The 20040-nt window shown below is 42.5% G+C and carries 18 protein-coding genes, 2 tRNA genes and 1 pseudogene (1 of these 21 cut by a window edge); 4 read left to right on the top strand and 17 right to left on the bottom strand.

Annotation, left to right across the window (positions count from 1 at the left end):
- Positions 1–15: 15 nt before the first annotated feature.
- The 3 genes from M1D69_RS17880 to gutB form a co-directional block, all read right to left on the bottom strand.
- The gene (locus tag M1D69_RS17880) at positions 16–984 is read right to left on the bottom strand and encodes a carbohydrate kinase family protein (protein WP_458105311.1); all 969 of its coding nucleotides are present in this window, start codon (positions 982–984) and stop codon (positions 16–18) included.
- A 102-nt stretch (positions 985–1086) separates the two neighbouring features.
- On the bottom strand, positions 1087–2478 hold the full coding sequence (locus M1D69_RS17885; RefSeq protein ID WP_458105310.1) for a glycoside-pentoside-hexuronide (GPH):cation symporter: 1392 nt from the start codon (positions 2476–2478) through the stop codon (positions 1087–1089).
- 83 nt (positions 2479–2561) lie between these two features.
- Positions 2562–3623: a sorbitol dehydrogenase gene (gutB, locus tag M1D69_RS17890; protein WP_458105309.1), complete on the bottom strand. Its 1062-nt coding sequence runs from the start codon at positions 3621–3623 to the stop codon at positions 2562–2564.
- A gap of 233 nt (positions 3624–3856) precedes the next feature.
- On the opposite strand from gutB, the gene M1D69_RS17895 reads away from it, so the two are divergent.
- A complete protein-coding gene (locus tag M1D69_RS17895) occupies positions 3857–6364 on the top strand; it encodes a tetratricopeptide repeat protein (RefSeq protein WP_458105308.1) in 2508 nt (835 codons plus the stop codon).
- A 90-nt stretch (positions 6365–6454) separates the two neighbouring features.
- Here the strand turns inward: M1D69_RS17895 and M1D69_RS17900 are convergent.
- The 3 genes and pseudogenes from M1D69_RS17900 to groES all read right to left on the bottom strand — a co-directional run bounded on the left by M1D69_RS17900 (position 6455) and on the right by groES (position 10430).
- Positions 6455–7449, bottom strand: a pseudogene (locus M1D69_RS17900) (alpha/beta hydrolase family protein).
- Positions 7450–8464: 1015 nt separating this feature from the next.
- Positions 8465–10099, bottom strand: coding sequence for a chaperonin GroEL (gene groL, locus M1D69_RS17905; RefSeq protein WP_458105307.1), 1635 nt, complete (start codon positions 10097–10099; stop codon positions 8465–8467).
- Between the two features lie 46 nt (positions 10100–10145).
- A complete protein-coding gene (groES, locus tag M1D69_RS17910; RefSeq protein WP_003155970.1) occupies positions 10146–10430 on the bottom strand; it encodes a co-chaperone GroES in 285 nt (94 codons plus the stop codon).
- A gap of 239 nt (positions 10431–10669) precedes the next feature.
- Between groES and M1D69_RS17915 the strand changes: the two genes are divergently transcribed.
- The gene (locus tag M1D69_RS17915; protein ID WP_458105306.1) at positions 10670–11404 is read left to right on the top strand and encodes a CPBP family intramembrane glutamic endopeptidase; all 735 of its coding nucleotides are present in this window, start codon (positions 10670–10672) and stop codon (positions 11402–11404) included.
- Positions 11401–11592 (top strand): DUF4305 domain-containing protein, encoded by a 192-nt coding sequence (locus M1D69_RS17920; RefSeq protein WP_024120410.1) that lies wholly within the window; start codon positions 11401–11403, stop codon positions 11590–11592. The genes M1D69_RS17915 and M1D69_RS17920 overlap by 4 nt, the downstream gene beginning before the upstream one ends.
- A 45-nt stretch (positions 11593–11637) precedes the next feature.
- Here the strand turns inward: M1D69_RS17920 and tatC are convergent, their stop codons facing one another.
- From tatC to moaC, 4 genes are read right to left on the bottom strand one after another with little or no spacing between them, the layout of a single operon-like run.
- Positions 11638–12396 carry a twin-arginine translocase subunit TatC gene (gene tatC / locus M1D69_RS17925; RefSeq protein ID WP_458105305.1) on the bottom strand — a complete coding sequence of 253 codons (759 nt, stop codon included), beginning with the start codon at positions 12394–12396 and terminating at the stop codon, positions 11638–11640.
- 6 nt (positions 12397–12402) lie between these two features.
- A complete protein-coding gene (gene tatAY, locus M1D69_RS17930) occupies positions 12403–12576 on the bottom strand; it encodes a sec-independent protein translocase protein TatAY (protein ID WP_010333210.1) in 174 nt (57 codons plus the stop codon).
- Between the two features lie 21 nt (positions 12577–12597).
- Positions 12598–13245: a redox-sensing transcriptional repressor Rex gene (locus tag M1D69_RS17935; protein WP_044152840.1), complete on the bottom strand. Its 648-nt coding sequence runs from the start codon at positions 13243–13245 to the stop codon at positions 12598–12600.
- A complete protein-coding gene (gene moaC, locus M1D69_RS17940) occupies positions 13242–13754 on the bottom strand; it encodes a cyclic pyranopterin monophosphate synthase MoaC (RefSeq protein WP_010333208.1) in 513 nt (170 codons plus the stop codon). The genes M1D69_RS17935 and moaC overlap by 4 nt, the downstream gene beginning before the upstream one ends.
- Positions 13755–13880: 126 nt before the next feature.
- Here moaC and abc-f point away from each other — a divergent pair, with 126 nt between their 5' ends.
- Positions 13881–15809 (top strand): ribosomal protection-like ABC-F family protein, encoded by a 1929-nt coding sequence (gene abc-f / locus M1D69_RS17945; RefSeq protein ID WP_458105304.1) that lies wholly within the window; start codon positions 13881–13883, stop codon positions 15807–15809.
- A gap of 226 nt (positions 15810–16035) precedes the next feature.
- On the opposite strand, the gene tsaD is transcribed toward abc-f, so the two are convergent.
- From tsaD to M1D69_RS17980, 7 genes are all read right to left on the bottom strand, one after another.
- Positions 16036–17076, bottom strand: a complete 1041-nt coding sequence (gene tsaD / locus M1D69_RS17950; RefSeq protein WP_458105303.1) for a tRNA (adenosine(37)-N6)-threonylcarbamoyltransferase complex transferase subunit TsaD — start codon at positions 17074–17076, stop codon at positions 16036–16038.
- Positions 17069–17524 (bottom strand): ribosomal protein S18-alanine N-acetyltransferase, encoded by a 456-nt coding sequence (gene rimI / locus M1D69_RS17955; RefSeq protein ID WP_024120406.1) that lies wholly within the window; start codon positions 17522–17524, stop codon positions 17069–17071. The genes tsaD and rimI overlap by 8 nt, the downstream gene beginning before the upstream one ends.
- 9 nt (positions 17525–17533) lie before the next feature.
- The gene (tsaB, locus tag M1D69_RS17960) at positions 17534–18223 is read right to left on the bottom strand and encodes a tRNA (adenosine(37)-N6)-threonylcarbamoyltransferase complex dimerization subunit type 1 TsaB (protein ID WP_458105302.1); all 690 of its coding nucleotides are present in this window, start codon (positions 18221–18223) and stop codon (positions 17534–17536) included.
- Positions 18204–18680 carry a tRNA (adenosine(37)-N6)-threonylcarbamoyltransferase complex ATPase subunit type 1 TsaE gene (tsaE, locus tag M1D69_RS17965; protein ID WP_103672099.1) on the bottom strand — a complete coding sequence of 159 codons (477 nt, stop codon included), beginning with the start codon at positions 18678–18680 and terminating at the stop codon, positions 18204–18206. The genes tsaB and tsaE overlap by 20 nt, the downstream gene beginning before the upstream one ends.
- 14 nt (positions 18681–18694) lie before the next feature.
- The gene (gene thiL / locus M1D69_RS17970; RefSeq protein ID WP_458105301.1) at positions 18695–19672 is read right to left on the bottom strand and encodes a thiamine-phosphate kinase; all 978 of its coding nucleotides are present in this window, start codon (positions 19670–19672) and stop codon (positions 18695–18697) included.
- 180 nt (positions 19673–19852) lie between these two features.
- Positions 19853–19929, bottom strand: a tRNA-Asp gene (locus M1D69_RS17975).
- Positions 19930–19983: 54 nt separating this feature from the next.
- A tRNA-Met gene (locus M1D69_RS17980) sits at positions 19984–20040 on the bottom strand (it continues 20 nt past the right edge of the window).

Below are 20040 nucleotides of genomic sequence, written 5' to 3' on the forward strand. Positions count from 1 at the left end.
CATCCTCTTTTTTTATTACAAAGATAAAGAAGTTTCAACCTCTTCCATACGCGGCAGCGCATCTATCGCTCCAATTTTGGTGCATACAAGAGCGCCCACCTTATTGGCAAAAGACACGATATCACGCAGCTGCTCAAAATCAGTTTCTACCGATTGAATCTTATCTGTACCAGCTAATTTGAATAAAGCCGCTCCGACAAAAGCGTCTCCCGCTCCTGTAGAATCAATCGAAGTGACAGGAATACTCGGAATGATTTCATGTTCCTTGCCATTAGACAGCAATGTTCCGTTTTTCCCAAGGGTCACGGCAACCATCTTGGCTCCGATACCATGGAGGATATTGACGCCCTCTTCATGATCCTTCGCACCAGTGATGATCTCCAGCTCCTCGTCACTCACCTTAACAAAATCACTTAAAGCAATGGCTCTTTTTGCAGCACTAACAAACTCAGAGACTCTTCCCTTCCATAAATCCCCACGATAGTTAGGATCAAATGAAAGAAATTGCCCTTTATCCTTCGCAATGGACATAAGCCGTAAATAGGCTGTACAAAATGGATCAGATAACAATGCCGTCGCTGAGCCAAAATGAAGGATTTTCGCTTGATTCATTTTATCCTGATCGACATCTTCGATCGTAAACAGAGCATCCGCGCCTCTATTGAAAACAAAATCGCGCTCTCCATTATTCTTTAATGAAACAAAAGCAAGCGTTGTAGGTGCTTTCTCATCCATCACCAGCATAGAGGTATCAACATGAACAGCATCTAACGTTTGCTTCAGAAAATACCCAAAGGGATCCTTCCCTACTTTTCCTGCGAAAGCAGCGTCCCCTCCCAGCTTGGCAATCGCCGCTGACACATTTGCCGGGGCGCCGCCGGCACTTTTTAAAAATTGACGCCCTTTCTTTAAATCAACGTCCACATCGGTACAAAAGAAATCGATCAATAACTCCCCAATACAAACAACAAACTGACTTCGCATGTTATCACACTCTTTTTACATATTCTAGATTACAGTCTCAGTATATTACTTTCAGTCATAAATACAACCTTTTACATCGAATATTAAAAATATTAAATATATTCACTTACTGGATTTCTTCTCAAGCTCGGTGATGATCTGTTTATATCTATTTTCAGTTAAAGGATAAAAGGCTATGATGATGATAGAGAGTAAAATAAATAGTCCCGGAATTAAGGCATTCATATGTTTAATCGCATTCAGTGACGTCACGGTTTGATCAGTATTCGCCACATATCCTGCAATTCCTAAATAGATGGCAGACAACGAACCGGCCAGTGCAACACCTAACTTATTGATAAAACTCATGCTGGAAATCACCACTCCGTCGGCACGAACCCCTGTCTTCCATTCCGCATAATCAACACAATCAGCAACCATTCCCCAAGCAAGCGTATTTAAAGGGGTTGTAAAGAACCCTGAAGCAAATAGCCAGATGAAAATGAGCGTCACCGAAGAATACGCCGTAAAATGCAGACCTGCATATGAGATCAGTGACAAAGCAGCCGATATGATCATCACATTTTTCCTGCTCCACTTCGCAGAAAAGTATGGAATAAACAAGTTACTGATGAGGGCTGCGCCAAAAAATAAAACGGTTCCAAAGAACACCAATTCCTTTTGATTCACGTTATACGTAAAGTAGTACACCATTGTACTGATTTTAATATTAAACCCGATTGCAAATGCTAAAAATGATGATGTTAGAATCAGCAAAGGTTTGTTTTGAAACAAAACGGAGAATGTCTTTTTCATTCCCTGTTTCTTTGTTTTCTTAGGCGCAATCCGCTCACGCACAGTAAAGAAACTAAAGAGATTCAAAGCGATGCTTACAATGGCATAGACGAAAGCCGTCATCTGAAACCCAAATGCCTGGTTCTCTCCTCCCAAAGCTGCTGCAAGCGGTGTTGCACAGGAGATGGATAGAAGGATTCCGGCATAAACCAAGATCATACGAGTCGTTGTTAATACCGTTCTTTCTTTTACAGAATTCGTAATCCGGCCCGTTAAGCTGTTCACCGGAATCGTTTGCATACTAAAGGACATGCCGAGCAGAATATAGGTAATATACGCATATATGATGTTTCCCGTTGCTCCAAAGTGAGGAGTGGTGAAACACAGGACAGTAAATAATGCGAAAGGAAATGCAACCCACAGCAGATAAGGCCTTGCCTTTCCCCACCTTGTGTTCGTTTTATCTAAAATAACCCCCATAATCGGGTCAAAAATAGCATCCAGCACCCGCACAACAAGAAATAATGTAGCGATGACCGCAGGCTGTATGCCGCCGATGTCCGTATAATAAAACAGCAAGTATGCGTTTACAAATTGAAACACAATATTATACGACATATCACCGAAGCCGTACCCAATTCGTTCAAGCCAGGACAGACCGGCACTGGATTTTGTTTGATGTTTCGCCTTCATTACCGTTGCTTTTTCTGTTTCGATCATCTTTTCCACCCCAAGAATCCGTTTTCAATATTGAGTACAAATCCAGTAAATAAGAGGGAGAATACGAGATTCTCCCTGTTCACTCAGCTATTCGGATAAACCATCACTTTTAAACATTCATTCTTAAATTGCAGTGCCCGCTCCATCGCCTCTTGCGTATGCTCCAACGCATATTGATCCGTCACAAGGTGTTTCGTGTCAACAATACCAGAAGCAAGGAATTCAATTCCTTTTGGATACGTATTGGCATAACGGAAGATGCCGTATATATCAATCTCATTGTCTGCGATAAATGGCACATTTAGCGGAATTTCATTCTGAGAAGGCAAACCGACAATCGCAAGCTTTCCGCCGCGTCGTACAGAAGCCAATGCAGATTGCAGTGCCGCAGGATTCCCCGCTGTTTCCCAAGCAACGTCAACGCCACTTTCATTTGTGATTTTTTTGATCTCTTCAATAGCATCCTGTTCACGGATATTGATCACATGAGTAGCTCCCATTTTTTTCGCGGCATTTAACCGCAGCGGCTCTAAGTCGGTCACAATGATTGTACTTGCTCCAAATGCTTTAGCGGCCGCGACAGCCATTAATCCCACAGGGCCCATCCCCATAATCGCAATCGTTGATCCTGGCTGAAGCTTCGTTCTCGCCGCTGCATGAATGCCGACAGAAAACGGTTCAATCAAGGCAGCATCCTCATAGGAAAGTGAATCTGGAATGGAGAAAACAAAGTCCTGTCTGATTTTGATATATTGTACAAACGCGCCGTCTACCGGCGGTGTGGCCAAAAACTGTACATCCGGACAAAGGTTATAACGCCCTTCTTTGCACGCTTCACAGCGTCCGCACGTAACACCAGGTTCCACAGCGACGCGGTCACCGACTTTGAATTGATCAACAGACGAGCCGACAGCCGCGATTTCTCCCGCGCACTCATGTCCGAGGATAAATGGCTTCTCCACTACATAATTGCCTATTCTGCCGTTTGTATAGTAATGCAGATCCGATCCGCAAATCCCGACAGCCATTACCTTAATCAATACTTCATCATGGCTGATGTCAGGTACAGGCAATGTTTCTATTCTGATTTCTCTTGTGTTATGCATAATAGCAGCTTTCATGGTTTTAGGTACTGTGTGAGTCATTACGGCAAATTCCTTTCTTTATGAATACTTCTAACGGCATATGGCCGCTTCATCAAGAAATGTAAGTGCATACATTTTTGCGTTTTCTGTTACTGCCCTCATTTTATCTGCTTTTCAGCACGTTCAACAGCTTTTCATGCTGTATAAAAGGACAGCCGCACTGTACTTTTTGATTTTTCATATACAAAACAAGCAGGATTGATAAAATAGTATTAATAGGAGGTGCAGGTTTTATGGCTGAACTTGAAGATCGAAAACAATTTGCGGAATTGCTGGCACCTGGCGTAAAGTCATTAAAACTTCATCCAGATTATAAAGTCAATAGGAATAAGGACAAAAAAACAGGACAGTCTTATTTAGACAACATTTCACACCAGCTGGGAGTTTCCCCAAACACGATTAAAAGCTGGATCGGACAGATGGGTGTGAACTATGTCCCCGGAAGAATCGAAGACGGAAAACTGTTCGGAATGATCTGGATCATTCTTGAAAAAACCGATATGAATATACAGTGGTTTACCGATCTGCTTGAGACCACCACTATACCGGTAATCAAACCTGCACTGCCTGTATGGGCGGCCTCATGTCTTAAAAAAGCAAAAATAGTACGGCAGGACAACTCATTCGGAGCACCGCTTGATCAAGATATTGAAAAAACAGTCAAACGTTTATTTCCCGATATTCTCGACCATAAAACGAATGCGCTTACAGAACAGATGCCTTTGACACACAACTTACCGTCACGCTGGTCGGGTCACTTTATAGGACGAAGATTTGACATCGAGGCGCTACGGCAATGGATGCTTTCCCCATCACCCGTCTGTTTAATTACCGGATGGGCAGGCATGGGAAAAACGACTACTGCTCTAGAAGCAGCCTATTCCTGTATCGGCGATTCCTCAGATTGGCCCGCATTCAACAGCATCATCTGGCTCAGTGCTGATTGGAAAGGATTAAGCTTTAGCGATTTTTTAAATACGATTGCATACCAGCTCGGACGGACAGAACAAATCGATAAATCCATAAACGAAAAACGATTTGTCGTACGTAATGCTTTGGCCAATTATACCAGAGAAAAACCGGTACTGCTGATCGTGGATAGCATAGACACTGCCGAAAGAGACATTCACGAATTTATCACCAGCCTGCCCCAAGGTGTGAAAGTCCTCCTCACAGCACGTGAAAACTTGAAGCAAACCTATCCGGAAGGCTTCGGAGAAATGGTAACCATCCAGCTGAGCGGACTTGAACAAACAGATGCCCTGGAATATTTTCATCAAGAAGTGAACCACTGCCTGCAAATGTGCAACGATCCAACTAAACAAGCAAAGCTGGCGCAGCTGCTGGAACTGTCTCCAGAACTGAAGAGCGAGTTCATTTCAGCGACAGCCGGAAACCCGAAAGCCATGGCACTCAGCATCGCCTATATGTCAGACGATGACATGCCCGCTCGGCAGCTGATTCATGAGCTAGGAAAAGCAGGCTACTCACTATTAGATCTGTTTGATTTTCTATTTGGGCGCACATGGCACAGATGCAATGAAGACACCCGGAAGCTATGGCAGGCGCTATGCTTTTTCAGCAAGCCGCCAGATGAAAAATGCCTGGCGGCAGCGGCCGGATTAGACGCCCGCCGTTTCCATTACGCAGTTGAACAAATGCGGTCTTTTGCTCTGATTCAGCCCGAACGAAGCAAAGGAAGTACAAAGTACTTAGCCCACCAAACCGTTGTCGCATACGGAGAACAGCACTTATCCGAAAATCAGAAATATGAAAAAGAAGCCCGCAGCCGCTGGGCGCACTATTATATTTATTATGCAGAAACTCATTTAAAGCGGGAACAGCCAAACTCTGTCTATTGGAGCTATCTCCTGGGACGTGATTTAGACCCAATCAAAAAAGAATGGCCAAACATCCTAAAGGTGATCAAATGGTCAAGTGAAACCGGACAAAAAGAAATCTTAATTGAACTCATCACCCGCATCAGCCATTTTCTAAGCAGAATCAACCTGCCTCTGCGTATCGAATACGGCCGTAAAGCCGCCGATGCCGCCCATAAATTAGGCCAACACACACGAGAAGCCTTTTTCAGAATCGACACAGCAGGCTGGGCACTCATGGAAGTCAATGATTTAGACGGGGCACTTCAACAAATTGAAGCCGGCCTGAAAACGCTGGAACAATCAGACACTGAAGAGCAAGACGTTCACGATCTAAAGGTATGGGGACTCGCACTGCAAGCAAGGCTGTTTTTAAAAGCCGGGCAACAGGAAAAAGCAGAAGCGATTTTAACCGAAATCAAAGATAAACCGATTTCCCCCGCGATTCAGCACAGAGTTCTATTGGTTCGCGGAGATCTGAGCTTTGCGAAAGGTCATCATGAAGAAGCCATTCAATTATACGAAGCGGCAAATCAAATCAGCTCCATGTATGGGGGCGAAAAAACGATAGAAGCCTATTTCAATTTAGGTGTGGCTTACGTAAAATGTGGTCAGTTTGAGAAAGCGGAAGAAGCTTTTGAGCAGATGCTCTATGACAAACATAACGCGAATCAGGTTGAGCTGATTTATTATTATTATGGGATGGCACAGCTGTTGCATCGTAAAGGAGAGAAAACGAAAGCGATGGAAGCTAATCAGAAAGCGATTCGTTTGATTGATTCGTGGGAGCCCGCGATTGGGATTCGGGGAGAGGTGGAAGAACTGGCAATGGTGATTAAAGGAAACGACTATTACTCATAGTTGTTCTGTCAGAAATCTCATGCTGTTTCTTTATTATAAATAGGAAAGGCCAACTGAAGTCGCAGTTGGCCTTTCGTTTCTTATTAAGGTCTACAAATGTACTGAACCAGGTTTTCCCGTATGTATTCTTTCTCGTATAAAGGAAAGCGTATCATTTGCCAGCTTTTTGCGACAAAGAACAATACCGGAATGACCACAATTGTAGACATATCTTGTGGGCTTCCCCCAACTTTCCCATAAATAATCTGCATCTTTTAAGTCAATATATTGATCGTGTTTAGCTGAAATCAGCAGAATGTTATCTTTATTAACTTTTGGCAAGGCTTGACTAGGATCTGTGATATTCCAATATTTCACTAAATCTTCATAGGTCACACTATTTTGTTCTAATTCCTCTCTTATAAATTTACCCGGGATCGTGTTCCATATCGAATAAGAAAGGCGATTGGCATAAAAGATTGATACCACTACATCAATTTGAGAATCTAGGGTTGCAATTAGATTAGTAACCCATCCCCCTAAGCTTACTCCCGCTATGATAACAGGCCCTTTTTTATTTGCTTTTATCCAGTGAATTAACGCTCGTAAATCTACAATAGACTGTCTTGTCGACTCAATTGTACGATCAATGTTTGCACTAATCATCAACTCGCCACTATACAGTGAATTTTCCGGTTCTCTTTCAAAATGATATGGTAGAGAATAATAAAACATGTTCCAGCCTAAATCGTTCATTATACGATTATGAAATATTTTTTGATTCTATCGAACGAATCCATGCGCCAGCCGTGTACAAAGATAACATTTGGTTGATCTATATCATTTTCATTTAAAAAAACCTCCCCTTTTAAAGTGTCATTAACAGGATTCCCAGATTGAATTAAAGATTCATAGCTAAATGTTCCAACCTTATAATTTTTTCCTGACTCATTCAAATCAATTGAAACATCAGCTATATTTGCACTGTAAAATTCTTCTCTATCATCTATATCGGCTGTAAAAGCTGCAGAAAAATGTTTTTCTTTGCTTCTTTTTCTGTGTAAATCATATAAAGCCAAACGATCTATCATTTTTGAGAAATGCACTATTAAGTCCTCCTTGATAATCAAAAAAACTAATATTAGAGTTAATAATTGGATTGTCTGTCTCCATAGAGTCGGGACGGATTTTATCAACAATCTAACTTCATCGACAGTGAATTTTTGGGGATCAGATGTCATTATTCTGTCTCTCTTTATTCTTAACAAAAAAGACGAGTTCCTTTTTGCAAGGAAAACATCGTCTTTTAGTAGCTAAAAAAAGCAACACAAATAGACTTTTTAACAGGATTTCTCTTTGAGTGCTTTCCTAGGGGAAAACGTCTAAGAATGTTGGTGGCACTATTTATCTAGATAATGGGGTCTTTTTTTGTCGTATGAGAGTATACCAATATTGTCTCCTGTCTGCAATAGAGAGAAAGGTAACAAAGATTGGGACGAATAATTTTCAACCCCATATGTGATTCATTTACCGAATTGGTTAATAAGCTCTATGAGGTTGAATGGATATAGAAAATGACCAAAAATAAATAACTCAATGCTCTTCCTCTTTGTGGAAAAGGGCTCTAATTATTTCAATTACTTATTGTTTCACTTCTATTTTGGTCAGCTCATAATATCAGGGATAAGCCCAGAATAGGCTGAAACCTTCTCGCTGCATCCCAAGAAATGCCTTTTGTTATTTTTCGAGACAATGCGATGGAATTCAACTCACTTCTGGTTTTCAGCAGTCGAAGATGAGGTACTGCGCGTCCTTAAACATCACAAAGTAAATCAAAACAAAATCAAGATGCAAATAAAGCATGAATTGTATGATGAGAATTTTGTATTTTAGTCGATAGAATAGTCTATATAGGGGTTACCTACCGTTTATCAAAACTATTGAGTATCGATATAAAACAGTGCTGAAAAAATCAAACCACAAAAGACAGAAAAAAAGAAGCCTCTCACAAGTTCGGTGAACTCATGAGAAGCCTCGAAATTTATAAATGGCATCAAAAGGGCATCAAAAATGACGTCCGTTGCCGACAAACCCTTGTTTATCAAGGTTTTTTTGTCGGTGTTACATCATGCCGCCCATACCGCCCATGCCGCCCATATCAGGCATACCTGCGCCGCCGGCATTTTCTTCCGGTTTGTCAGCGACAACAGCTTCAGTTGTTAGAAGCATTGCTGCTACAGAAGCTGCGTTTTGCAGTGCAGAGCGTGTTACTTTCGTTGGGTCAACGATACCTTTGTCGATCATGTTTACCCATTCGCCAGTTGCAGCGTTGAAGCCTACGCCGATTTCTTCGTTTTTGAGGCGTTCAACGATGACAGATCCTTCAAGACCCGCGTTGTGTGCGATTTGACGGATTGGCTCTTCAAGCGCGCGAAGCACGATGTTGATACCTGTTTGCGCATCGCCTTCAGCTTCAACTGCAGCGACTTTATTATATACGTTTACAAGCGCTGTACCACCGCCGGATACGATGCCTTCTTCAACAGCTGCGCGAGTTGAGTTCAGGGCGTCTTCGATGCGAAGTTTACGCTCTTTCAGCTCAGTTTCAGTTGCAGCGCCGACTTTGATGACAGCTACGCCGCCAGCAAGTTTCGCAAGACGCTCTTGTAATTTTTCTCTGTCGAACTCAGAAGTTGTTTCTTCCACTTGAGCGCGGATTTGAGTGACGCGTGCAGAAATTTTATCTGTTTCGCCTGCGCCTTCAACGATTGTTGTGTTTTCTTTTGTAACCACAACTTTAGAAGCGCGTCCCAATTGTCCGATTTCAGTAGATTTCAGGTCAAGGCCAAGATCTTCTGTGATGACTTCTCCGCCAGTAAGGACAGCGATGTCTTCAAGCATTGCTTTACGGCGGTCACCGAAGCCAGGAGCTTTAACAGCCACTGCGTTGAATGTGCCGCGAAGTTTATTCACAACAAGTGTTGCGAGAGCTTCACCTTCAACATCCTCAGCGATCAGAAGCAATGGTTTGCCTTGCTGAACAACTTGCTCAAGCACAGGAAGAATTTCTTGAATGTTTGTGATTTTTTTGTCTGTGATTAAGATGTAAGGATTGTCAAGAACCGCTTCCATCTTATCAGAATCAGTTACCATGTAAGGAGACGCATATCCGCGGTCGAATTGCATACCTTCAACAACTTCAAGCTCAGTTGTGAAGCCTTTAGACTCTTCGATCGTGATAACGCCGTCGTTGCCTACGCGCTCCATTGCTTCAGCGATAAGGCTTCCGACTTCCTCATCAGCAGCAGAGATCGCAGCAACCTGAGCGATAGATTCTTTGCCTTCGATTGGCTTAGAAATTTCTTTCAGGTTCTCGATCGCAACGTTTACAGCTTGTTCCATACCTTTACGCACGCCTACAGGGTTAGCGCCTGCTGTTACGTTTTTAAGGCCTTCACGGATCATTGCTTGCGCAAGAACTGTCGCAGTTGTTGTACCGTCACCGGCAACGTCGTTTGTTTTGCTGGCTACTTCAGCTACAAGCTTAGCACCCATGTTTTCAAACGCGTCTTCAAGTTCGATTTCTTTAGCGATTGTTACACCGTCATTAGTGATTAACGGAGAACCGAATTTTTTCTCTAGAACCACGTTGCGTCCTTTTGGTCCTAAAGTTACTTTTACAGCATCAGCAAGTGCATCAACACCGCGAAGCATTGCGCGGCGAGCTTCTTCACTAAACTTAATATCTTTTGCCATGTGTACGAAACCTCCTCGAATTTTTAAGTATTTGTTTATTTAAGAATTAGCCGATAACAGCTAAAATGTCGCTTTCACGTAAGATTAAGTATTCAGTACCTTCGTATTTCACTTCAGTACCTGCGTATTTTGAGAAGATAATGCGGTCGCCCTCTTTTACTTCTAAAGCAACGCGCTCTCCGCTTTCTAACACGCGACCTGAACCAGCTGCCACGATTTTGCCTTCTTGCGGCTTTTCTTTTGCAGAATCCGGTAACACAATTCCGCTGGCAGTTTTTTCTTCAGATTCTACGAGTTCAATGACAACGCGATCACCTAATGGCTTTAACAATGTAATAACCTCCTCAATAGTATGAATATGTAATTTTAGCACTCAACACTAAAGAGTGCTAACACAATTCTTATAATAAAGAATCTCACTTCCAATTTCAAGTGATAAGATAAAAAATTTTTCACGCTTACATCATTCTTTTCAGCTCAGATATCCCTTGGCTTTTTCACCCCCGATTCAATTATGTTACAATAGCTGTAGACAAAAGAAACCCATTTAAACAAAGGAGTACATACCATTTGAGAAAACAGTATTGGTTTATTATTTTGACATATATCATCATGCAGTTTTCAGCAGTAATCGCGATTCCCTTGTTATTTAAATTCGGTTATGCGGGAGGACAGCCCACAAAAGAAAATCTGCTGTACGCGCAGGGATTATGGTCCGTCATCAGTTTTATTGCCTGTCTGATTGTTGTATTGCTCATTCTCAGAACCGCGCCTAAAACTACGCTGCGGAACGAAAAGAAAGACTCGGTCGGACTTTCAATCCTTTGGGCGATAGCCGGGTTTTTCATAGCCCTTTTCTCTCAGGGAATAGCCGGTTCTATTGAATATTATGTATTTGGCATCGGAAGAGAATCAGAAAATACAAAAGCCATCCTGGATGTGATCCAGGCAGTCCCGCTCATGATTATCGTTTCTTCTATCATCGGGCCAATATTAGAAGAAATCATCTTCAGAAAAATCATTTTCGGCGCGCTGTACGAAAAAACGAATTTCTTTATTGCCGGACTGATCAGCTCCATTATTTTCGGAATTGTTCACGCGGATTTAACGCACCTTCTGCTGTATACGGCAATGGGCTTTACCTTTGCATTTCTATATGCGAGAACCAAACGGATTTGGGTGCCGATTTTCGCCCATGTAATGATGAATACTTTCGTCGTCATCATGCAGCTTGAGCCTGTTCAGAAATACCTTGAACAGCAAAGCACACAAATGCAATTGATTATTGGAGGATTATTTTCATGAGAAACCCGATAGTGTGGGGAATGATCTACTTTGCCGTAGGGTGCATCTTTACTTATCTCGCCGCAAGCTCGCCAGGCAGCATGTGGTCATTTTACTCCATCCTGCTGATGGTATTCGCTGCATACAATATCAGCATTTCTTTTAAGATGTTCGCCTTTTCATTTAAAATAAAGAAGAACCAGAAATAAAGAAAATCCATTTCTCTTCTATGAGAAATGGATTTTTTATGTTGGCTAAGAAGAAACGTCCTGATCGGCAGTACTGTTTTTCTGCGCTTTTCGATAGGCAGCCTTCGATATTAAAATACTGATTTCATACAAAATCAAGAGCGGAACAGTCACCATCATGTGAGACAAAAGCTCAGGAGGTGTAATCAGAGCAGCAATCACAAGCAGCGTAAAGTACGCATACTTTCTGATTTTCGCTAAGAACATCGGTGTCACAATTCCAAGCCTTGTCAAGAACATAAGGATGACCGGCATTTGAAACAACAGTCCAAACGGAATCGTCAGCTGCAGAAGAAAATGAAAATATTCATTAATTCCAATCACCTGAGTGACATTCAAATCCTGAGAGATCCGTTTCATAAAATCGACAACAAAAGGAAATAAAATATAATAGGAAAAAGATAAACCCGCTAAAAACAGCAAAATAGAGATCGGAATGTAGCTGAGCGTTACTTTGCGCTCCTTTTCATAGAGGCCCGGGCTCACAAAAGCCCAAATCTGATAAAGAATAACCGGCGAAGTCAGGACAATCCCGATGATAAACGCAAACTGCATAAACACATAAAGCGGGTCTGTCAGATTAAACGCATTGAGCGTGAGCTCCTTCGCTTCATCCGTTTCTTGCAGATACACTATAATCGGCTTCGCTAAAAAAAATCCCGCGATAAAGAAAACGACAAACGCCAGCGCCACAACCAGCAATCGTTTTCGAAGCTCCGCAATATGCTCCAGCAGCGACATTTGATTCACTTTCATTTGTGTCATCCTAACTTACTGATTCTCTTTCTTTTTTTCCTCATCATCACTCGCTAATCCTTTAGTAGCGTTTTTGAATTCACGAAGTGTGTCTCCAGCCGCTTTTCCCAACTCAGGCAGCTTTTTGGGACCAAAGATAATCAGAGCAACGATTGCGATAACAGCAAGGCTTCCAGGACCGATCGGCATATTTGGGCTCCTCCTTTCCGGTTACTCGATTTCCTCTAAAACAGAATAATGCTTCAAGAAATAAACCAGTGACTGAAGCTCTACAGCTAAATCTATATGATGAATTCGAATGTGTTCCGGCACATTCAAACGGGCCGGCGTAAAATTAAGAATACCCTTAATTCCCAACGCAACCAATCTGTCAGTAATCGACTGAGCCGCAACTGCGGGCACTGTCAGAATGGCAACTGATTCGCCTTTTACATGTTGTTCAAGATCATCAAGGTTAAAGACGGGCACACCGCCTACCTCAGTTCCTATTTTACTCTCATTTATATCAAAAGCCATAGAAATTTTTGTGTTATTATTTTTTGTGAAATTATAGTGAAGAAACGCTGTTCCTAAGTTTCCGACACCAATCAAGATAACGTCTGTCATTTCATCCTGATCCAGCGTTTTTCGGAAAAATGACAGCAAATAATCGACATTATATCCGTATCCTTTTTTGCCAAGAGCTCCAAAATAGGAAAAATCCCTGCGAATCGTGGCAGAATCAACCTTTACGGCATCGCTGAGTTCAGCGGATGATACACGCTGTTTTCCTGACGCATGCAGATTCTTTAAAAAGCGATAATAAAGCGGCAGCCGTTTTGCCGTCGCCTGCGGAATTTTTGATTGATCCTTATTCATTTTTGGTCCTCCAAATTATACTCGGATAGTTCTCTTTTAAAGTCACCGTTTTTTCCGCCTGTCTTTTCCAGCAAGCAGGTAGGGCCGATGACCATCCCCTTATCAAGCGCCTTGCACATATCGTAAACAGTAAGGGCACACACCGATGCAGAAGTTAGCGCTTCCATTTCCACACCTGTACTCCCTTTCGTTTTGACCTGTGCTTTTATATGAAGTATAACTTCTGTTTCTTTTATTTTCCAGTCAAACGAAATATCGACCCCGCTCAAGGATAGCGGATGGCACATCGGAATGATATTTGATGTTTGTTTCGCAGCCATAATACCCGCAACCTGAGCGACAGCAAGTACATCTCCTTTGCCGATATCATGGCTTTTTATTTTCTCGTACACTTCACTCTTCATGTGTACGCTTGATACAGCCGCCGCAGTACGGACAGTCGAAGATTTTTCGCTGATATCCACCATCTGGGCTCTGCCCTGTTCATTAAAATGAGAAAATCCATTCATAGTAAAAACTCTCCTTAAACAGATCATACACTATTTTCTTCTCTATGTCTTATTCGGCCAATGTATTGTTTGCTGAGTTCTGGTTCATAAGCTACACTTAACTTATTATAGCAGAGGTGAAATAATATGATGATCTTACAAATTAATCAGCTTTCCAAATCATTTGGTGCTGATACTATTTTAAACAATATAAAGCTGGAAGTCAGAAACCGTGATCGCGTCGCAATTGTAGGAAGAAACGGCGCTGGGAAATCTACACTCCTTAAAATTATCGCAGGTCACCTTTCATATGAAAAGGGTGAAATGATCAAGCCGAAAGATATCACAATGGGCTATTTGGCCCAGCATACCGGCTTGGATTCTAAGCTTACCATAAAAGAAGAGCTGCTGACTGTTTTTGATCACTTAAAAGCGATGGAAAAAGAAATGCGAAACATAGAAGAAAAAATGGCGGCAGCTGACCCAAGTGAACTGGAAGGCATCATGAAAACCTACGACCGCCTTCAGCAGGAATTTAAAGATAAAGGCGGCTATCAATATGAAGCAGATGTCAGATCTGTGCTGCACGGTCTCGGCTTCAGCCATTTTGACGATTCAACACAGGTGCAAAGCCTGAGCGGAGGTCAGAAAACAAGACTGGCTTTGGGTAAGCTTCTGTTAACACAGCCTGACCTTCTCATTCTAGATGAGCCGACCAACCATCTGGACATTGATACGCTGACATGGCTTGAACATTATTTACAAGGCTATTCAGGCGCGATTCTGATTGTTTCTCACGACCGCTACTTTTTAGACAAAGTGGTGAACCAGGTGTACGAGGTATCAAGAGCGGAAAGCAAAAAGTATCACGGCAACTACAGCGCTTATCTCGACCAAAAAGCCGCGCAGTATGAGAAAGATATTAAAATGTATGAAAAGCAGCAGGATGAAATCACCAAGCTTCAGGACTTCGTAGACCGAAATCTGGCGAGAGCCTCAACGACAAAAAGAGCACAAAGCCGCCGGAAACAGCTTGAACGGATGGACGTCATGTCAAAACCGCTCGGCGACGAAAAATCAGCAAATTTTCATTTCGATATTACAAAACAGAGCGGGAACGAGGTCCTGCGGGTTCAGGACCTGACCATCAGCTATGAAAACCAGCCGCCGCTTCTGACAGATGTGTCGTTTAGGCTTACAAGAGGAGAAAGCGCCGCTCTTGTAGGTCCCAACGGAATCGGAAAATCAACCCTGCTGAAAACATTAATAAACACACTGAAGCCGGATCAAGGAACAATAGCATACGGCTCAAATGTCAGTGTCGGTTACTATGACCAGGAACAGGCTGAGCTGACTTCCTCTAAACGCGTCATTGATGAGCTGTGGGACGAGTATCCGGAGCTTCAAGAGAAAGAAATCAGAACGTGCCTCGGAAATTTCTTATTCTCCGGGGATGATGTGCTTAAACCCGTCCATTCCCTAAGCGGGGGCGAAAAAGCAAGAGTGGCCCTGGCAAAGCTGATGCTGCAAAAAGCTAACTTTCTCATTCTTGATGAGCCGACGAACCATCTTGACTTAGACAGCAAAGAAGTTCTCGAAAACGCCTTGATTGATTATCCGGGCACATTGTTATTTGTCTCACATGACAGATATTTTATTAACAGAATCGCAACAAGGGTATATGAGCTTTCTCCAAACCATATTGAAGAATATCTCGGAGATTACGATTATTATACAGAGAAAAAAACACAGCAGCTGGAATTGGAGAAAATGAAACAGCAAGAGGAAACTGAAAAAGCCACGGCTGCAATGAAATCCGACTCTAAACGTTCTTATGAGGAAGAAAAAGAATGGAAAAAGAAAGAACGCCAACGACTCAGACGCATAGAAGAAATTGAAACGACAGTTCAAACCATAGAAGAAAAAATCAGTCACAATGATGAATTACTTTGTGATCCGGAAGTATATCAGGACCATGAAAAGGTACAAGCCATCCACGCTGACAACGAGAAACTCAATCAAGAATTGGAAAACCTATTATCAGAATGGGAAGAACTATCCACAGAAGAAGATTAAAAAAGTCAAGCACCTCTTTTTTAGAGGTGCTTTTTATCCACAGAAAATAACCTTATAAGCAAACAAAGAAAGCGGTTTATACACAGTATCCACAAAATATTCTGAATTTATCCACTTTATTAACAGTCTCTCAACCCCTTTATCCATCTATATCTCTATAATTACTCACAGATATGTGGATAAATTGAGAATTATCTGTTAATAACAATAAAAAAGCCTCACGCCATTATGTCGTGAGACCTTGGTAAGAAGTCAGTTCAAGACCAGGCTGGCCATTCATATCATATGATCCGCGAATCCCTTTTTCAAAAGCAATTGTACCGGCCGCAGCAATCATTGCAGCATTATCTGTACATAAGGATAGCGGAGGAATGATGAGCGCTGTCCCCTCATGCTGGGAAAATTCCTTCTGTAACGCAGCTCTGAGTCCTCTGTTTGCAGCTACTCCTCCGGCCAAAAGAACCTGTTTGACACCATATTCCTTTGCAGCGCGTGCCGTTTTTGTCACTAAGACATCAATGACGCTATTCTGAAAACTGGCAGAAAGATCTTCCGGCGCAATTTCCTGTCCTTTTTGAGCCGCATTATGAAGCGTATTGATCACAGCTGATTTCAGCCCGCTGAAGCTAAAATTATAAGAACCTTCTTCAAGCCATGCGCGAGGCAGAGGAATAGTGTCATTCCCTGATTCCGCAAGCTTGTCAATCTGCGGTCCGCCTGGATACGGGAGACCCATCGTTCTCGCCACTTTGTCATACGCTTCCCCTGCTGCGTCATCGAGTGTTTCCCCGATCACTTCAAATGAACCGTGTTCTTTCATATAAACCAATTCCGTATGGCCGCCGGAAACGACCAATGCAAGCGCTGGAAAAACAATTTCTTCTACCAGACGGTTTGCGTAGATATGGCCCGCTATATGATGGACTCCAACTAACGGAATCTGATGCGCAAAGCTCAATGCTTTAGCGGCGTTTACCCCGATGAGCAGTGCTCCCACCAATCCCGGGCCTTCAGTAACTGCAATCGCATCTATGTCACAGTATGTCATGTCTGCTTTACGGAAAGCCTCTTCGATCACTAAAGTGATTTGCTCCACATGATGTCTTGATGCAATTTCCGGCACAACCCCTCCGAATCGTTTATGGCTTTCAATTTGAGAGGCCACAACGTTCGAGACGATTTCTGTTCCGTTTTTGACAATAGCTGCTGCCGTTTCATCGCAGCTCGTTTCGATTCCTAATATATAAAGATCTTTTTGCTCATTCATTTATCGTCACCCACATAATTAACGCATCTTCCCCGTTATCAGTATAATAGTTCTTTCTTATTCCGCCGGGCTGCATCCCGAACTTTTTATATAAACTTTGAGCAGGGTGATTGGAAACCCTCACTTCAAGCGAAAGCCGCCTCGCCTCTTTTTCTTTACAAAGCTCGAGAGCTGAACGAAAAAGTGCTTCTCCTAAAGACTGGCCCCTATACTCTGGTTTAATCGCTATATTTGTGATTTGGGCGTCGTCCATCACAATCCAAATCCCGCAATAACCCGCGATACAATCGTCCTTTTCAATCACGAGATAGTGGGCATACGGATTTTCAAGCAATTCATGATAAAACGAATCCTTCGTCCAGGGAGACGTAAAGGAGGATGTTTCAATTTCGTATACGTGATCAACATCATCAAGCTGCATTTTTCTGACTGCTGCTTTTGTTTTCATCCTATCACCCTACTTTTGACTTTCAATCCATTTCGCTTCAGCTTCTGCAAGCCGTAAATAATCCGGCACAAGCCCGTGAATATCAGCAGCTTCCCTATCTGCACCCAAGTAAGCCAATTCGGAAGGGCGGGGATTATGCTGAGCCGCAGCCCCAATGATTCCATTTGTCCCTAATACATCCAATACCGTCTCCTCGTGTATGGATGTATCATGACCTAAAAACAAAACAGGGCGATCCTTCTCTTTTAGCATCTCCAGCCACTCTGTCAGCATCACATTTTGATCCGGCACAGCCTGTTCTAAAAGACCGTTTTTATATTCATAAAGACCTGTATACACCTGTCCGCGTCTCGCATCAAATATAGGGCTGATCAGACCGTCAAAGTGACGTCCATTTGCAGCCAGCACTTCAAGACTTGAAACAGCAGAAATTGGAATGTTTAAAGACCAGGCAAGTGTTTTGGCAATGGTTACACCGATTCTCACCCCTGTGTACGAGCCAGGACCTTTTGCGACAACAATTTTAGAAAGATCCTGCGGGGTTATATCACAATCATTCAGCAAAGAATGAACAGCAGGCATCGCCCTCACAGAGTGATTCTTTTTTAAATATGTCATGTATTCTGCTATGACAGTGTTGTCCCGAAGCAGCGCTATGCCTAAAGTATAATTCGATGTATCAATTGCTAATATTGTCATGTCTACTTATCTCCTCACAAAGCATTTCATACCGATTCCCCACAGCTGTAAAGGTGATCTCTCTTTCATCGTCACCAGCTCTTTTAATGGCAATTTGCAGTCGCTCCTGCGGAAGCTGCTCTTCAATTAAATGTGCCCATTCCACTAAGCAGACACCTTGTCCATGAAAATATTCATCAAGTCCTAAGTCTTCACTCTCGTCTTCCATTCTGTATACATCCATATGATAAAGAGGAAGTGAACCATCGTTATATTCTTTTATGATCGTAAACGTCGGACTGTTTACAACACGTGTAATTCCGAGTCCTTCAGCAAAACCTTTTGTAAAGGTTGTTTTCCCAGCTCCTAAATCCCCCTCTAATGTCAGGACGTCCCCAGGCTTTGAAAACGATGCAGTCAGCTTAGCAATCGCTTTTGTTTCTTCAGGATTTACAGTTCTCCATTTTAATTGCTTCACACGAGTCACCCGTCTTATTTAAAATGATTATATCCTTTTTTCTCTAAAGTCATTGTTTCTTCATCTGTCTTTAATATGACATTGGATTCTGTCTTTTCTCGGACACATCCAATCTTTGTAATTGGCAGTTGAAGTCTGCTGCACTCCTGCTGTAACACTTCCCAGTCTTCCTTTGAGATCGTCCCTGTCAGCTCAAAATCCTCTCCGCCAAACAAAGCCCATTCCTTCCATTTGGAATTTAACTTAGGCAAGTCCGGATGAACTGGAAGAAGGCTCTCGTCAATTTCTATGGAAACGGAGCTGGATTCAGCAATTTCATGCAGTTCACTTGCCAATCCGTCACTAATATCATTAAGAGCCACACGCTGAGCGTTCGAGCATAGTCTGCCAACACTCACTCTTGGGTGAGGCCGTTTATGCCTATTGATAAAGTGATCTGTTTCAAATGATGTTTCCGGATGAGAGGCCTCTTTTAGGAGCAATGAAAGTCCAGCAGCAGAAGAACCGATTTCACCAGTGACAAAGACAATATCATTCGGCTTTGCCAAACTGCGCAAACAGGCACGTCCCTTTTCAACTTCCCCAATCACAGTCACTGTGACGACTAGTTTATCGGAAGTAGAAACTGTATCACCGCCAATCAGGTCCATACAGTATAGTTTCGCCAGTTTATTCATTCCTTCATACATTGCCTTGATTTCTGATGCCGTCCATTTTGAAGGCACCGCAAGAGACACTAAATAAAACTTAGGAATACCTCCCATTGCGGCAATATCACTTATATTTATAGCCAACGCCTTATATCCAATGTCCTCCGGCGAAGAATAGCTCAATTTAAAATGCACGTCCTCTACCATTGTATCGACACATACAATTTCCTGCACACCTTTTTTCGCTGTGTAAAGAGCGGCATCGTCTCCAATTCCTACATCAACGGAAGAATGGTGAATGGTTCGCGGAGTAATACGATTAATCAAATCAAACTCATCCATTAACCAAACCTCCTTTTGGTCTGATTATGTTTTATATGTACTGTATCTAGTGTATCGGATTATGGTGAAATATCCAAGATATTGCCGATATAAAGAAAGCTTGGCTTTCATACCAAGCAAAAGATGTAATAAAAGAAAACACAAAAAAAACGAAAACATGATCGTTTCGTTTACAATAAATGGCGGTCCGGACGGGACTCGAACCCGCGACCTCCTGCGTGACAGGCAGGCATTCTAACCAACTGAACTACCGGACCATTTTAATTTGGTTGCACCCTTCGGGCGCTCCTTATTTTAAAGGATATATTTTTTGGTTGCGGGGGCAGGATTTGAACCTGCGACCTTCGGGTTATGAGCCCGACGAGCTA

Source organism: Bacillus sp. PK3-037 (assembly GCF_054161355.1).

Excerpts from the sequence above, each read along its gene's own strand:
- tsaB (WP_458105302.1), bottom strand. The coding sequence starts at position 18,223 with ATGACAATATTAGCAATTGATACATCGAATTATACTTTAGGCATAGCG.
- M1D69_RS17895 (WP_458105308.1), top strand. The coding sequence starts at position 3,857 with ATGGCTGAACTTGAAGATCGAAAACAATTTGCGGAATTGCTGGCACCT.
- M1D69_RS17920 (WP_024120410.1), top strand. The coding sequence starts at position 11,401 with ATGAGAAACCCGATAGTGTGGGGAATGATCTACTTTGCCGTAGGGTGC.
- thiL (WP_458105301.1), bottom strand. The coding sequence starts at position 19,672 with ATGGATGAGTTTGATTTGATTAATCGTATTACTCCGCGAACCATTCAC.
- M1D69_RS17885 (WP_458105310.1), bottom strand. The coding sequence starts at position 2,478 with ATGATCGAAACAGAAAAAGCAACGGTAATGAAGGCGAAACATCAAACA.
- tatC (WP_458105305.1), bottom strand. The coding sequence starts at position 12,396 with ATGACACAAATGAAAGTGAATCAAATGTCGCTGCTGGAGCATATTGCG.
- M1D69_RS17935 (WP_044152840.1), bottom strand. The coding sequence starts at position 13,245 with ATGAATAAGGATCAATCAAAAATTCCGCAGGCGACGGCAAAACGGCTG.
- M1D69_RS17880 (WP_458105311.1), bottom strand. The coding sequence starts at position 984 with ATGCGAAGTCAGTTTGTTGTTTGTATTGGGGAGTTATTGATCGATTTC.
- tsaD (WP_458105303.1), bottom strand. The coding sequence starts at position 17,076 with ATGAATGAGCAAAAAGATCTTTATATATTAGGAATCGAAACGAGCTGC.
- moaC (WP_010333208.1), bottom strand. The coding sequence starts at position 13,754 with ATGAATGGATTTTCTCATTTTAATGAACAGGGCAGAGCCCAGATGGTG.
- rimI (WP_024120406.1), bottom strand. The coding sequence starts at position 17,524 with ATGAAAACAAAAGCAGCAGTCAGAAAAATGCAGCTTGATGATGTTGAT.
- groL (WP_458105307.1), bottom strand. The coding sequence starts at position 10,099 with ATGGCAAAAGATATTAAGTTTAGTGAAGAAGCTCGCCGCGCAATGCTT.
- tatAY (WP_010333210.1), bottom strand. The coding sequence starts at position 12,576 with ATGCCGATCGGTCCTGGAAGCCTTGCTGTTATCGCAATCGTTGCTCTG.
- gutB (WP_458105309.1), bottom strand. The coding sequence starts at position 3,623 with ATGACTCACACAGTACCTAAAACCATGAAAGCTGCTATTATGCATAAC.
- abc-f (WP_458105304.1), top strand. The coding sequence starts at position 13,881 with ATGATGATCTTACAAATTAATCAGCTTTCCAAATCATTTGGTGCTGAT.